The sequence below is a fragment of the Kaistella gelatinilytica genome (genome assembly GCF_015679325.1).
GTDB classification, from domain to species: Bacteria; Bacteroidota; Bacteroidia; order Flavobacteriales; family Weeksellaceae; genus Kaistella; species Kaistella gelatinilytica.
On the sequence record NZ_JADPVI010000001.1, the window covers coordinates 1,316,508 to 1,329,594 of the forward strand.

Sequence of the window (13,087 nt, forward strand, 5' to 3'; positions counted from 1 at the left end):
TTACTGTTTATATTTTTACGATCATTTTTCCTTCATTCTTCCCTTCGAAAAGATCCATGAATGCTTGGGGAATATTTTCAAAACCTTCCACGATGGTTTCTGAATAAGTCAATTTTCCATCGGATAACCATTGTGATAAATGCCTCATTCCTTCCGGAAACTTCTCTGCATAATTCCCTACGATGAAACCTTGCATTAAGGCACTTTTACGAATTAAAAAATGTTCAACTCTTGGACCTTGAGGAACGGAAGTATCGTTGTAAGCGGAAATGGCGCCACACACAATAATTCTTCCCAGTCTATTGATATTCGCATGAACGCTGTCGGAAATCGTTCCACCAACATTGTCAAAATAAACATCAACTCCATCCGGACAAACTTCTGCAATGGCTTTGGTCAAGTCCGTTGTTGTTTTATAATTAATGGCTTCATCAAAACCGAATTTTGATTTTAGCATTTCTACTTTTTCGTCTGTTCCGGCGATTCCAATAACGCGACAGCCTAATATTTTTCCGATCTGACCAACGATACTTCCGACGGCTCCAGCTGCTCCGGAAACAATGAGAGTTTCTCCTTTTTGTGCTTTCCCAATTTCTGTGAGTCCGAAATAAGCCGTTAATCCGGTCATTCCCAAAACACCGAGATAATTAGAAAGTGGCGCTATTTTATCATCTATTTTTAAAAGGTTTTCTCCTTTTAATGTTTGAAATTCCTTCCAGTTCAACATTCCCGAAACAAAATCTCCTTTCTTGAATTTTTCATTTTGCGATTCTGTCACTTCTGCTACAACTCCGGAACTCATTGCTTTTTGAAGTTCAAAAGGCGGAACGTAAGATTTTGCATCACTCATTCTCCCTCTTAAATAAGGATCTACTGAAACGAATTTTGTTTTTAAAAGAACTTCACCTTCCTTTAAAGCAGGCATTTCTTCTTCCAACAATTTAAAATCTGAAAGTTGAGGTTTGCCAAATGGACGGCTGTTTAATATGATTGTTTTATTCATTGTGTTGAATTTTTTAATTTTTAAGAATTAATTTTTTGAAAAATAATTTAGATTTTAATCGCATCCCAAGCTGCTTTAAAAGTCTCCGCTTTAGCTTCTTCACTTAAAGTGTAAATTTCGCGTTCCTGCATTCCCAACAAAAAAGACAGTGGATACACGGTAAAAGCGTATAAAATATAATCGGAAAGCGGTTTTATAATTCCTTCCTTTTTTCCTTTTTCCCAAAGATTTAATAAAGGCTGCAAATTTTTTAAACCTTCTACTCTAATTTCTTCCTCGATCATAGGACTGTTGTCACACTGCGATAAAAAATTGGCTTCTTTAATTTGGTTGAGTTTGTAATTCGCTATATTAAACCAGATGACTTCGAAACCTTTTTTTACCGATAACTCTTCGGTGTAACCTTGGAAAGCACAGTTGCTAAAATCTTCTTTTACTTCCAAATACAATTTGTTGACGAGATCCTGTTTATTTTCGAAATAGAGATAAATGGTCGCTGGAGCGACACCTGCGAGTTGTGCAATTTTAGACATCGGTGCATTGTGAAAACCATGGTTATTCACCAAAGTCAAGGTTGCGTTCAAAAGTGCTGTTCGTTTGTCTGTTATTTTTTCTTTTTTCATCGTGATTCAATTCTTGCCAATGAAGTAAATTGGTAGGATTTCCAGGAAAGCCAGATCAATACAAATTGAAAAAACAATCTGATATTCGCAACCGTGTGACTTCCAATAACGGGTTGATCTTTCAAAGCATCTGAAATATGAAGCGGCAGAAAAATCACCATCAGAACGAAAATTCCGAACAAGCCATACTTCGTATATTTTTGATTTAAAAATAAAGTGACAATCCCCAAAAGCAACTCTATAATTCCCGACAAATAAACGATTGCCAGCGGAAAAGGAATATAGGAAGGTACGATGGGAACGTAAAATTCAGGATTCAACAAGTGATACACCCCTGAAACCATCATTAAACCAGCTAAAAATATACTTACGATTACCCAAAATATTACTTTCATGTTATTCTTTTTTTTAACTACACAAAGGTACGATAAAAAAGAATGAACGTTCATTTATTTTATCTATGTGACTATTTTGAAATTTATTTTGAAGAAATTCAGCTTGATCAGATTTAAAGTAAAGACTTTTAATTTCTTGAAACAATCCTTTCAATTCCTCTTAAACTTCTTATTTTAGCGCTTCTAAAAATGCTTTATGAATTCCATTGATTATATTAAAAAATCTCTTCAATTATCTGACAACAGCATCAAATCGACGCTGAAATTGTTGTCAGAAGACTGCACCATTCCATTTATTTCCAGATATCGAAAAGACATGACAGGAAACTTGGATGAAGTTCAAATTGAAGGAATTTTTAAACTCAACAAACAGTTTGAGGAAATCATTAAACGGAAAGAAAGCATTTTAAAATCAATTGAAGAACAGAATGCTTTAACGCCGGAATTCAAACAGAGAATTGAAGAAAGTTTTGATCTGCAGGAATTGGAAGATCTGTATTTGCCTTTCAAAAAAAAGCGGAAAACAAAAGCAGATACTGCGAAAGAAAAAGGTCTAGAACCTTTGGCAAGGATGATCATGAGTCAGAACGCTAACAATCTTGAAGGTTTAGCATCGAAATATTTAAACGCCGAAGTTTCCTCTGAGGAAGAAGCTTTGCAAGGTGCGAGAGATATTATGGCGGAATGGATCAATGAAAATATGTACGTTCGGAAAAATCTGCGGCGCCTTTTTCAGCGAAAAGCGGTCATTACTTCCAAAGTTGTAAAAGCAAAAAAGGAGGAAGAAGCTGCTCAGAAATTTTCGCAATATTTTGAGTGGGAAGAAAGTTTGAACAGAATTCCTTCACACCGATTATTGGCAATATTGCGTGCAGAAACGGAAGGTTTCGTAAAAACCAATATTGGAATTGATAAAGAAGAAGCGCTGGAATTAATAGAAAATGCCCTCATTAAATCGAATAATGAATGCGCTGATCAAATTGTTTTGGCCATCAAAGATTCTTATAAAAGACTGCTGGAACCTGCAATTGCCAATGAAGCTTTGCAGGAAGCGAAAGAAAAAGCCGACCAAAAAGCCATTGAAATATTCTCTGAAAATCTGCGACAGCTCCTCCTCGATTCGCCTTTGGGAGAAAAACGGATTTTGGCCATCGATCCAGGATTTAAAAGTGGTTGTAAAATCGTTTGCCTTGATGAAAAAGGAGATCTGCTGCACAACGAAACCATTTATCCACACGCACCGCAAAATGACACGGGAATGGCGATGAAGAAGATTCGGTCGCTCGTGAACTCATTTAATATTGAAGCCATTTCTATTGGGAACGGAACGGCAAGTCGGGAAACTGAGTTTTTTATTAAGAAAATAGCTTTCGATAAGCCACCGCAAGTTTTTGTAGTATCAGAAGCTGGAGCCTCGGTTTATTCTGCAAGTAAAATTGCGCGGGATGAATTCCCGACTTTTGATGTGACGGTTCGTGGTGCGATTTCGATAGGTAGAAGACTTTCCGATCCGTTGGCAGAATTGGTGAAGATTGATGCAAAATCAATTGGTGTCGGACAATATCAACATGACGTCGACCAAACGCAGCTTAAAAATGAACTCGATTCTACGGTAATGAAATGTGTAAATTCTGTAGGTATTAATTTGAATACTGCGAGTAAATCTTTATTAAGTTATGTTTCCGGAATTGGAGAAAAAATGGCAGAAAATATTGTGAATTATCGCGCAGAAAATGGCGCTTTCGAAGACCGCAAACAATTGAAAAAAGTTCCAAGACTGGGCGAGAAAGCTTATCAACAAGCCGCAGCTTTTATACGAATTACGAATGGTAAAAATCCTTTGGATAATTCTGCCGTTCATCCGGAAGCGTATTCAATAGTAGAGAAGATGGCGAAAGATTTAGGTATTAAAACGAATGACCTCATCGCGAATAAAGAGCAGATTAAAACGATCGATCCCGAAAAATATATTACAGAAACTATTGGTATTTTAGGAATTAAAGACATTCTAAAAGAGCTGGAAAAACCAGGTTTAGATCCAAGAAAAGCAGCTAAAGTTTTTGAATTCGATCCGAATGTAAAATCCATTAAAAATTTAAAAACCGGAATGGTACTTCCCGGAATTGTTAATAATATCACGGCTTTCGGTTGTTTTGTAGATGTGGGAATTAAGGAAAGCGGATTGGTTCATATTTCCCAGTTGAAAGAAGGTTTTGTGAGCGACGTGAATGAGGTGGTGAAGCTGCATCAGCATGTTCAGGTGAGAGTTGTGGAGATTGATGAAGAGCGGAAAAGAGTGCAGTTGAGTATGATTTTGTAATTTTTTTTCATCTCGTGTGAGAATAGCACGAAAGTTTTAATCTCGTCTAAGGACGAGACAAAGTTTCAATTATTTAACTTCTTAAAAATTACGATCGTAAAGGCGTTTCACTTAGCAATGGGATTCTTAAAATTAAAACTTGCTTACCCACTAACTGATCGGGAATGTCTGTGGTGATAAAATCGATACCTTGTTTTTGTAATTTCTCGAATATTTCAAGGTCATTTACCGTCCAGGAATTTGTGATTAATCCAAGAGTTTTGGCCTCTGAAATCCAGGTTGGATTTTGTAAGAAAATAGAGTAATGATAATCGATTCCATCAAAGCCTTTTTCTTTAATTTCCAAAGGCGAAAGATCTCCATTCAGACAATGAACTTTGAAAGAAGGTTCTTCTTTTTTAATTTGCTCACAAATATTTAGGCTGAAGGAAATAAATTCGCATTGTGATTCAAGTTGCAGTTTTTTAACCAATTGAACTGATTTTTTAACCAATTCATTTTCTTTCATTTCTGAATGTATTGCTTTCAGTTCAATAATCAGTTTTAAGGATGAATTCTCTTTTCCTTTTGCTAAATAGTCCTTTAAAGTTGGAAGATTCTCCCCATTTTGTAATTTCAGCTTTTCCAGATCTGCAAAATTGCTTTCCGAAATTTCCAGGTTACCAAAATTTTCATCATGATGGATAAGCAGCACGCCATCTTTTGACATTCGAACATCGAACTCTGTCCCGTAAATATTTAATTGCTGGGCATTTTCTAAAGCTTGAAGGGAATTTTCAATCGCTGGTGGATCAGTTTGCCAAAACCCGCGGTGCGCAATAATTTGAGTTTGCATGATGAACAAATTTAAAACTAAAAAAAACAAAAGCGAGTAAAAACCCGCTTTTGATATAAGTATTGAAACTCTTTATTAATTTTTAAAGAATGGCGATTAAGGATTCGTTGAAAAAATAGAACCATTTGCAATTAATGCTCTTCTATTCATTTTCAAAATATCTCTTACCCATTCTGCAAAATCTTCCGGTTGAAGTACAGTTTCTGGATTTCCATCAGTCAAACCACCTTGAATCGACATATCCGAAGCGATCGTACTTGGTGTTAAAGTGATAACACGTATATTTTGTTTTCTCCATTCTGCCATCATCGATTGTGATAACGAAACAACTGCCGATTTTGAAGCCGCATAAGCCGACATATTCGGTCCACCTTTTAAACCTGCTGTTGAAGCAACGTTAACTATATCTCCGGCTCCTTTTTCTTTCAAAAACGGATAAACTGCTTTCGCGGCATAATAAACGCCGAACAAATTCGTCCTGATCACTTGTTCCCAAGTTTCAGACGGCATTTCTTCAATGCTTCCAAAGTCACCAATTCCAGCGTTGTTGATGAGGATATCTACTCCACCCAAATTTTTTGCTAATTCGGCGATTCCTTTTTGTACCGCAGTTTCTTCATCCATACTGAAAATGGAATACGAAGCCTGAACGCCTAAACCTTTCAATTCTTCAACCGTCGTTTTTAGATTTTCCTCATTTCTTCCGGTGATTCCTATATTAACTCCTTCTTTGGCTAAGATCAAAGCCACGGCTTTTCCAAGACCTCTTCCACCACCAGTAACGATGGCGCTTTTTCCTTTTAAATTCATTTCAATTATTTTTTTGATCCTACAAATTTAAAGAATAAGATATTATTTCAACATGGATGAGTTCAAGTTAACTTCTCTTAACATTTAAATTAGTCGCGTTAGGGAATTGAATTCTTAAACTTCACCCAACGATCCACAACAATGAATACATCAATAACTAAAGAGGAAAAATTCTAGAAGATCAAAAAGTCATTCTCTGAATTCGGACTGCATTTAAAATTGCAAGCATCGCAACTCCGACATCTGCAAAAACGGCTTCCCACATGGTTGCTAAACCACCTGCACCGAGAACTAAGACGACGGCTTTTACTGCAAATGCTAAACTGATATTCTGCCACACAATTTTTTTCGTCTGTTTCCCAATATTGATCGCTATCGGGATTTTGCTGGGTTTGTCATCCTGAATAACGATATCTGCCGTTTCTATCGTGGCATCACTTCCGAGACCGCCCATAGCAATTCCGACATCGCTCAAGGCGACAACCGGCGCATCATTGACGCCATCGCCCACAAAAGCGACACTTTGATTCAGCGCTTTAATTTCTTTCAGTTTATTCACTTTATCTTCCGGAAGTAAGTCTCCAAAAGCATTTGCAATCCCCAACTGTACTGCGACATATTTTACCACCGCAGTTTTGTCGCCACTCAACATAGTCGTTTTTACACCTAAATCTTTTAACTTTTGAATGGTTATTTGAGCATCTTCTTTGATGACATCGGCTATGGTGAGATAACCCACAAATTTTTGATCATACGCAATGGCGATCAACGTATACACAATATTGGCGTGATTTAAGTCGTACAAAATGTTGAATTGATCCAGCAATTTAAAATTCCCTACCAACAATTCCTTTCCTTTAATGGTCGCCTTTAAACCCTGACCTGCAATTTCTTCTACATTTTCCAAAAGGAGAGAATGATCTACCTCTCCCACAAATTCATGAATAGCAGTCGCTATCGGATGCGTACTTTGACTTTCCAGAGCATTGACCAGGAGGAGAATTTCTTCTTTATTAAATCCAGGTTGAAAATTAACTTCCTGAACTTTGAAAACCCCTTCAGTCATGGTGCCGGTTTTATCCATGACCACGTTTTGGATATTCGCAAGAAGATCTAAAAAATTACTGCCTTTGATTAAAATTCCGTTCCTGCTTCCAGCGCCAATTCCTCCAAAATAACCGAGCGGAATTGATATCACCAAAGCACACGGACAGGAAATTACAAGGAAAACGAGCGCTCTGTAAAGCCAGTCCCGAAAGATATAATCATTCACGATAAAGTAAGGTAAGAATGTAATTCCGAGGGCGAGAAAAACCACGATCGGCGTATAAATTTTTGCGAATTTGCGGATGAATAATTCAGTTGGTGCTTTCTGAGAAGTTGCATTCTGAACCATTTCTAAGATCTTACTCAACTTGCTGTCATCGTAAGCGGCAGTTACTTTGATCTGACTCACGGTATTGAGATTGATCATTCCGGCTAAGACTTTTTCGCCTTTCATTTTGCTCGTAGGTTTACTTTCACCCGTTAAAGCAGCGGTATTAAAAGAGGCTTTTTCAGAAAGTAATTCTCCATCCAGACCTAATTTTTCGCCGGACTTGAGTTGAATAATTTCATCGATATTTACTTTTTCAGCTTTAACAATTTGAGGTTTCCCGGAAGTGATGACCGTCACCTCATCGGGTCTTTGATCGAGCAAAGCTTTAATATTAGATCTCGCTTTGGTCACTGCCATTATCTGAAAAATTTCACCGACGGAATAGAAAAGCATGACCGCAACACCTTCCGGATATTCGCCGATAGAAAAAGCACCCACCGTTGCGATTCCCATTAAGAAAAATTCCGAAAAAACATCACCATGAATGATACTTTGAAAAGCTTCTTTTAAAACGGGAATTCCGACGGGAATATAAGCGATGAGATACCAAACGAGGCGGATCCAGCCGGAAAACCAGTTGGGTTCTAGCCAGTAATCGAAAACAATTCCGAGAAGTAACAGGATAAAAGAGATGATGGCCGGAAGAAAAAGCTGGAAAGTCGTTTGATCTCCCGTTTCATGGGAATGATCGTGATCGTGATCGTGGCCATCATGTTCCGAATGAGTGGGTTGTTTTTTAGATTCTGTACTACAGCATTCCTCCATATTGAATAATTTTATTTCAAAGGTAATGGTATAGCAAATGCAATGCTATTGCAAACTTTCGAGGCAATTTTCGCAAATCCCTTTTGCAAAAAGCCGGATCTCATCAATTCTAAAATTACCCTGCACCGATTCTGAAAAGGAAATATCTTCTTTGCAAGTCGTTTGTTTACAGATCTTGCAGTAGAAATGCAGATGCCAGTCCTTGTGCGTTTTTTCGTCGCAGTCATCATGACACAATTTATATCTCGTCGTCGAATTTTCCTGAATGCTGTGGACAATTCCTTTCTCTTCAAAAGTTTTTAAAGTTCTGTAAATGGTTGTGCGATCCGCATTTTCAAAATGTTTTTCAATTTCAGAGAGGGAAAGAGCCGCCTCCTGCACGCTTAAAAAGTCATAAACCAAAATCCGCATGCTGGTCGGTTTTGTATTTTTATGAAGAAGTTTTGATTCACTTTTTTTGAGACATGAGAAGAAATTTTTTGGGATTGCTGCAGGAACAAAGATAAATTCAAAATTGTCAGAAAGCTTCCGAAATTTTATTCGACATGTTTAAGCTCTTAATAATTGGGAGATCTGATGAACCACCGCCGTTGGATGCGCTCCTTGCTGCAAAGAATCTGCTGCGATCTTAAAAGCTAAAATCTCGAGTCCCAATTCTTTTCCTTTCTTTTCTATCATTTTGAGGAGTTCCTGCATCTCAATTTCATAACCAGACATTTCAAAACTCTCCATCATTTTTTCCGCAATCTCCTGATCGGTTTCCCCAAAAGCTTTTGCGGCGATGAGTGGCAAAATAAATTCGTCATCTAAAAAGGATTCATCCGTATCCGGAAATTCGTTTAAAAGCGCTGGATAATCGAATCTTGTTTTTGCACTTTCCAGAATATAATCGGTAACAGAATCCAGTTCTTCATCAGAAAGATGGCTGAATTGATCGTCGTTTTCCTCATCGTCGTCTTCCTCGTCAAAATCCTCGTCGTCTTCATCGAAATCTTCATCTTCCTCAAAGTCTTCTTCATTATCAACCTCAAATTGATGAGGGGTAAGATTTACATTGGAAGGTGACTGGATTTTCCGCATTTCCTGTTGAACCAATTTGTAAAAATCATCAAAACGAAAATCATATTTTTCATCGAGTTCTTTCAGTTCTTCCTCAACTTCTTCCAAAAGTTCAGCGTCTTCTTCAAAAATCTCCTCTTCCGTCGCAACTTCACGAAGCCAGATTTTGTCACGTTGCAAAATACTGTAAACGCGAAAAATTACTTCCTTCGCCTGTTTATGGTCATCATCCTGGATGAGAATATCAAAGGCGGAAAGGTTTTCGAGATAGAAGTTTTTGTCGATCATTGGGATGGTTTGTTAAAATTGAAGAGGCAAATTTAGAAAAATCATTATAGTGAAAAAAAATAGATTCGTGAATTTTTAAGGTGAACATAAAAAACAATATAATGACCGTAAGCTTTTCGAATATTCTTCCATCAAATTTTTATTAATTATAGACGTTCTTCGAAAAAAAATTCATAGATAAAATTAATATAACGATTTAAATTTTATTTTTCATAATTTTATATAAACTAAAAAACTTCTTTTACCATGAATGACAATCTTTTAAATAGGTTTAGTAGCACTGAACCTAAAAAAATACTTTCCCTAGATGGTGGTGGTATTAGAGGTGCTCTTTCTTTAGGGTATCTAAAAAGAATTGAATCTATCTTGCGTGAAAAAGAAAATAATCCAAACTATGTTTTAAGCGATTATTTTGACCTCATTGGTGGCACGTCTACTGGAGCTATCATAGCAACTCTACTAGCATTAGGTAAATCAGTTGATGAAATCAGGGAAATGTATATGGAACTTGGTGGAGAAATCTTTGCTGGAAAACGTAATTGGTGGAATCCATTAGAAACCTACCGGTTTTTTAAATCTGAATTTAGTGAGAGAAGTTTAGTGAAGCATCTTAAAAAACATGTAGGCGATATAACATTGGGAAGCGACGAACTAAAAACTGGATTATGCATTGTAGCCAAGAGAGCAGATACAAACAGTACATGGTTTTTCTTTAATCATCCTAATGGAATGTTTTATAAATCCAATAAAAACATTCCATTATGGCAATTATTACGTGCAAGTTCTGCAGCTCCATCTTATTTTATACCGCAATCCATTGATATTGGAAATGGCGAAATAGGTGCTTTTGTTGATGGTGGTGTTAGTATGGCTAATAATCCAGCATTAAGTCTTTTAATGATTGCCAACATGAAAGGATTTCCATGTCAATGGGAATTGGGCGAGGATAAACTTACTCTAATTTCTGTTGGAACTGGCTATACAGAATATCATAAACATTCAAAACAAATAGATGAATCTTGGTTACTATCTTGGGCTAAAAGCGTTCCTGATATGCTGATGCAAGACTCAAGTTGGCAAAATCAAATTATGTTGCAATGGCTTTCCAAATCACCAACTGCAGAAAAAATTGATGAGGAAATGGGAGATTTAAAGGATGATTGTTTATATAATAAGCCAATGCTCAATTACCTCCGTTTTAATATATGCTTATCTGAAAACTCTTTAAATGGTTTAGGTTTGAAAAGGGACTTTACATTAAGAGATGTTAAAAGTCTTGCGGAAATGAGTAATGCTTCTAATCGATATTTGCTATATGAAATTGGAGAAAAAAGCGGCGAAATAGAGGTTTTAGAAAAATTTTTCAAATAAATGAAATACGATGCTTTCAAATTCACGATAACATTTTGACTAAATATTCGACTATGATTACCGAACATAAATTTCAATATTATGCCTTTATAAGTTACAGTAGTGAAGATGCAAAGTGGGCAAAATGGTTACAAACCAAATTAGAAAATTACAGAATTCCAAATTTTCTATCTAAAGAAAAACAAGCAAAATACCTTCGACCAATTTTCCGTGACAAATCTGATATTGGTTTAGGAAGATTGGAACAAAATCTATCTAAAGAAATAGAAGATTCCCGATTTCTGATCGTTATCTGTTCTCCCAAAGCTTCAATATCACCATGGGTAAAAAAAGAAATTGCAAGATTCAAAGAACTTGGTGGTGAAAATAGGATAATCCCTTTTATAATTGAAGGAAGCCCAAATCCTAAACTTGAAAATCAGAAAAATTGTTACCCTGATGAATTAAGCAAAGATATTTTAGGTGCCTCATTAAATGAACTTACAAAAGAAGAAGCATTTATAAAAATTGTTGCATTCATTTTAGGATTAAGATTTGATGTATTGTGGCAAAGACATGAGCGCGAGAAAAAACGAAAACGAAAAATAAATCATACATTTCTTGCGATTCTGATACCTTTAGTATTATTTTCTATTTTTAAAATATGGGATTACAACAGAGTTAAATCAAAATTCTATTCCAATTATGTGGATAAATTTGGAATTCCGAATGGCATTTTTGAATTATCAAAAGAGCAAATTACCCATAAAAATTCTCATTATAGATTTCAATACAGGAGAAATAAGTTAATAGCAGTAGAACATTTAAACTCTTCTAATATTTTAACAGATTTTCTGTTAGGTGAAAATCAATATAGACCTGTCTTGATGAATCTATTTTATAATGAAGATGGGACACTCAATAGTATTGATTATTCTGATTTGCACAGGATAAAACTAGCAAGAATAATATATTCAGGATCCAAAAAAAATGAAATTGACATTAAAACCCCATCTGGAAGTACTGCTGTATTGAATGCTAATCAAACGATTGAAACTGGAAGCCCAATTGACATTGGTTTATATTCTAAAAGTTTAATAAACCATATTAGTTTAATTAGAGATAATCAAGGTTATATTTATGAAGAAAAATATAGTTATGGTGGTATGGAACCTATAAATGATTTAAATGGAATATATGGGAAAAAATATATAAGAGACCAGCAAGGTCAAATTTTAAAAGAAACATTTTTAGATCATCGAGGTCAACCTATGAATAACGCAAAAGGAATCGGGATAACTAATTATAAATATGAGGAAGGTAATTTGGTACAAATTTCATATTACAATTATGAAGGAAAACCAATTTTAAACAATGAGAATGGACATAAAATAATATTTCATTATGACTTAAATAAAAATATTGATTTCACTTCTTCTTTCAATATAGAAAATAATAAATTTCAAAGTAGTGATGGGACATTTGGATGTAAATATGAATATAATGAAAAAGGGGAAATGACTTTAATAACTTTTCTTAATACATTCAATAACCCAATAAACAATATTTATGGCTACGCTTATTGGAATCTAACTTATAATGACAATGGTCAAGAAGAATCCAACTCTTTTTTTAATAAAGATTACAAGCCTACAGTAAGAAATACTAATACAGAACAAACGCATAAAGTCGTAACTCATTATGACAATTTTAATAATATAATAAGAATTGAACATTTTGATATTAGCGGAAGTAGAACAAATTGTGCTGAAGGATATTCCGTTCTTAAAAGAAAAAGTAGTAAAAATGGATTACTCATTGAAGAAGAAACTTATAATGGAAAATTAGAAAAAATTGAATTAAATGGATACTTTTTGACAAAAAATTTTTATGATGAAAATAGTTTTTTGATTAAGGTTCAGACATTTGACAAAAGACTGATGCCTTCTAATTCTGATAAAGGTTATAGTATTGAAACAAGATCCTATGACAACAGAGGCAACCCTACTAAATTTAGTTACTATGATAAAAACGATCTACCAATAAATATTTTAGGAAACTATCAAACTATCAAACAAGAATTCAATAAATCAGGTAATATCGAATGGATTAGATTATTTGATGATAAAAACAAACGAACCGAAAATGAAATAAGAGTTTCCACAATACATTTTTCTTATAATAAATTCAAATTAGTAAACACGCAATATTTTGACAAAAAAAATAAAGAACTTAAATTAGAGTGAAAATGGCTTAAGGTA

Annotated in this window: 11 protein-coding genes; 3 read left to right on the top strand and 8 right to left on the bottom strand. The window is 35.1% G+C overall.

Going from position 1 to position 13,087, the window contains the following annotated elements; translation table 11 throughout:
• Positions 1 to 7: 7 nt before the first annotated feature.
• The 3 genes from IV494_RS05855 to IV494_RS05865 are packed head-to-tail and all read right to left on the bottom strand — an operon-like array spanning position 8 to position 2,021.
• Positions 8 to 1,003 (bottom strand): NADP-dependent oxidoreductase, encoded by a 996-nt coding sequence (locus IV494_RS05855; RefSeq protein ID WP_196079204.1) that lies wholly within the window; start codon positions 1,001 to 1,003, stop codon positions 8 to 10.
• Positions 1,004 to 1,050: 47 nt separating this feature from the next.
• Positions 1,051 to 1,626 carry a TetR/AcrR family transcriptional regulator gene (locus IV494_RS05860; RefSeq protein ID WP_196079205.1) on the bottom strand — a complete coding sequence of 192 codons (576 nt, stop codon included), beginning with the start codon at positions 1,624 to 1,626 and terminating at the stop codon, positions 1,051 to 1,053.
• Positions 1,623 to 2,021, bottom strand: coding sequence for a DoxX family protein (locus IV494_RS05865; RefSeq protein ID WP_196079206.1), 399 nt, complete (start codon positions 2,019 to 2,021; stop codon positions 1,623 to 1,625). Before IV494_RS05865 ends, IV494_RS05860 begins: the two co-directional genes overlap by 4 nt.
• A 196-nt stretch (positions 2,022 to 2,217) precedes the next feature.
• Between IV494_RS05865 and IV494_RS05870 the strand changes: the two genes are divergently transcribed.
• Positions 2,218 to 4,341, top strand: coding sequence for a Tex family protein (locus tag IV494_RS05870; RefSeq protein ID WP_196079207.1), 2,124 nt, complete (start codon positions 2,218 to 2,220; stop codon positions 4,339 to 4,341).
• Positions 4,342 to 4,429: 88 nt separating this feature from the next.
• Here the strand turns inward: IV494_RS05870 and IV494_RS05875 are convergent, their stop codons facing one another.
• The 5 genes from IV494_RS05875 to IV494_RS05895 all read right to left on the bottom strand — a co-directional run bounded on the left by IV494_RS05875 (position 4,430) and on the right by IV494_RS05895 (position 9,476).
• Positions 4,430 to 5,176, bottom strand: coding sequence for a glycerophosphodiester phosphodiesterase family protein (locus IV494_RS05875; RefSeq protein WP_196079208.1), 747 nt, complete (start codon positions 5,174 to 5,176; stop codon positions 4,430 to 4,432).
• A 96-nt stretch (positions 5,177 to 5,272) separates the two neighbouring features.
• Positions 5,273 to 5,986: a 3-ketoacyl-ACP reductase gene (locus tag IV494_RS05880; RefSeq protein ID WP_196079209.1), complete on the bottom strand. Its 714-nt coding sequence runs from the start codon at positions 5,984 to 5,986 to the stop codon at positions 5,273 to 5,275.
• Between the two features lie 181 nt (positions 5,987 to 6,167).
• Entirely contained in the window at positions 6,168 to 8,129 is a 1,962-nt protein-coding gene (locus IV494_RS05885) for a heavy metal translocating P-type ATPase (protein ID WP_196079210.1), read from the bottom strand.
• A 45-nt stretch (positions 8,130 to 8,174) separates the two neighbouring features.
• Positions 8,175 to 8,633: a Fur family transcriptional regulator gene (locus IV494_RS05890; protein WP_449553825.1), complete on the bottom strand. Its 459-nt coding sequence runs from the start codon at positions 8,631 to 8,633 to the stop codon at positions 8,175 to 8,177.
• Positions 8,634 to 8,678: 45 nt separating this feature from the next.
• Entirely contained in the window at positions 8,679 to 9,476 is a 798-nt protein-coding gene (locus IV494_RS05895; protein ID WP_196079212.1) for a hypothetical protein, read from the bottom strand.
• A gap of 246 nt (positions 9,477 to 9,722) precedes the next feature.
• Between IV494_RS05895 and IV494_RS05900 the strand changes: the two genes are divergently transcribed.
• Both IV494_RS05900 and IV494_RS05905 read left to right on the top strand, forming a co-directional pair.
• Positions 9,723 to 10,847, top strand: a complete 1,125-nt coding sequence (locus tag IV494_RS05900) for a patatin-like phospholipase family protein (RefSeq protein ID WP_196079213.1) — start codon at positions 9,723 to 9,725, stop codon at positions 10,845 to 10,847.
• Between the two features lie 53 nt (positions 10,848 to 10,900).
• Positions 10,901 to 13,072: a toll/interleukin-1 receptor domain-containing protein gene (locus IV494_RS05905; protein ID WP_196079214.1), complete on the top strand. Its 2,172-nt coding sequence runs from the start codon at positions 10,901 to 10,903 to the stop codon at positions 13,070 to 13,072.
• Positions 13,073 to 13,087: the final 15 nt, after the last annotated feature.

Coding starts and splice junctions, on each gene's coding strand:
- IV494_RS05855 (WP_196079204.1), bottom strand. CDS start 1,003: ATGAATAAAACAATCATATTAAACAGCCGTCCATTTGGCAAACCTCAA.
- IV494_RS05865 (WP_196079206.1), bottom strand. CDS start 2,021: ATGAAAGTAATATTTTGGGTAATCGTAAGTATATTTTTAGCTGGTTTA.
- IV494_RS05860 (WP_196079205.1), bottom strand. CDS start 1,626: ATGAAAAAAGAAAAAATAACAGACAAACGAACAGCACTTTTGAACGCA.
- IV494_RS05885 (WP_196079210.1), bottom strand. CDS start 8,129: ATGGAGGAATGCTGTAGTACAGAATCTAAAAAACAACCCACTCATTCG.
- IV494_RS05875 (WP_196079208.1), bottom strand. CDS start 5,176: ATGCAAACTCAAATTATTGCGCACCGCGGGTTTTGGCAAACTGATCCA.
- IV494_RS05895 (WP_196079212.1), bottom strand. CDS start 9,476: ATGATCGACAAAAACTTCTATCTCGAAAACCTTTCCGCCTTTGATATT.
- IV494_RS05905 (WP_196079214.1), top strand. CDS start 10,901: ATGATTACCGAACATAAATTTCAATATTATGCCTTTATAAGTTACAGT.
- IV494_RS05900 (WP_196079213.1), top strand. CDS start 9,723: ATGAATGACAATCTTTTAAATAGGTTTAGTAGCACTGAACCTAAAAAA.
- IV494_RS05880 (WP_196079209.1), bottom strand. CDS start 5,986: ATGAATTTAAAAGGAAAAAGCGCCATCGTTACTGGTGGTGGAAGAGGT.
- IV494_RS05870 (WP_196079207.1), top strand. CDS start 2,218: ATGAATTCCATTGATTATATTAAAAAATCTCTTCAATTATCTGACAAC.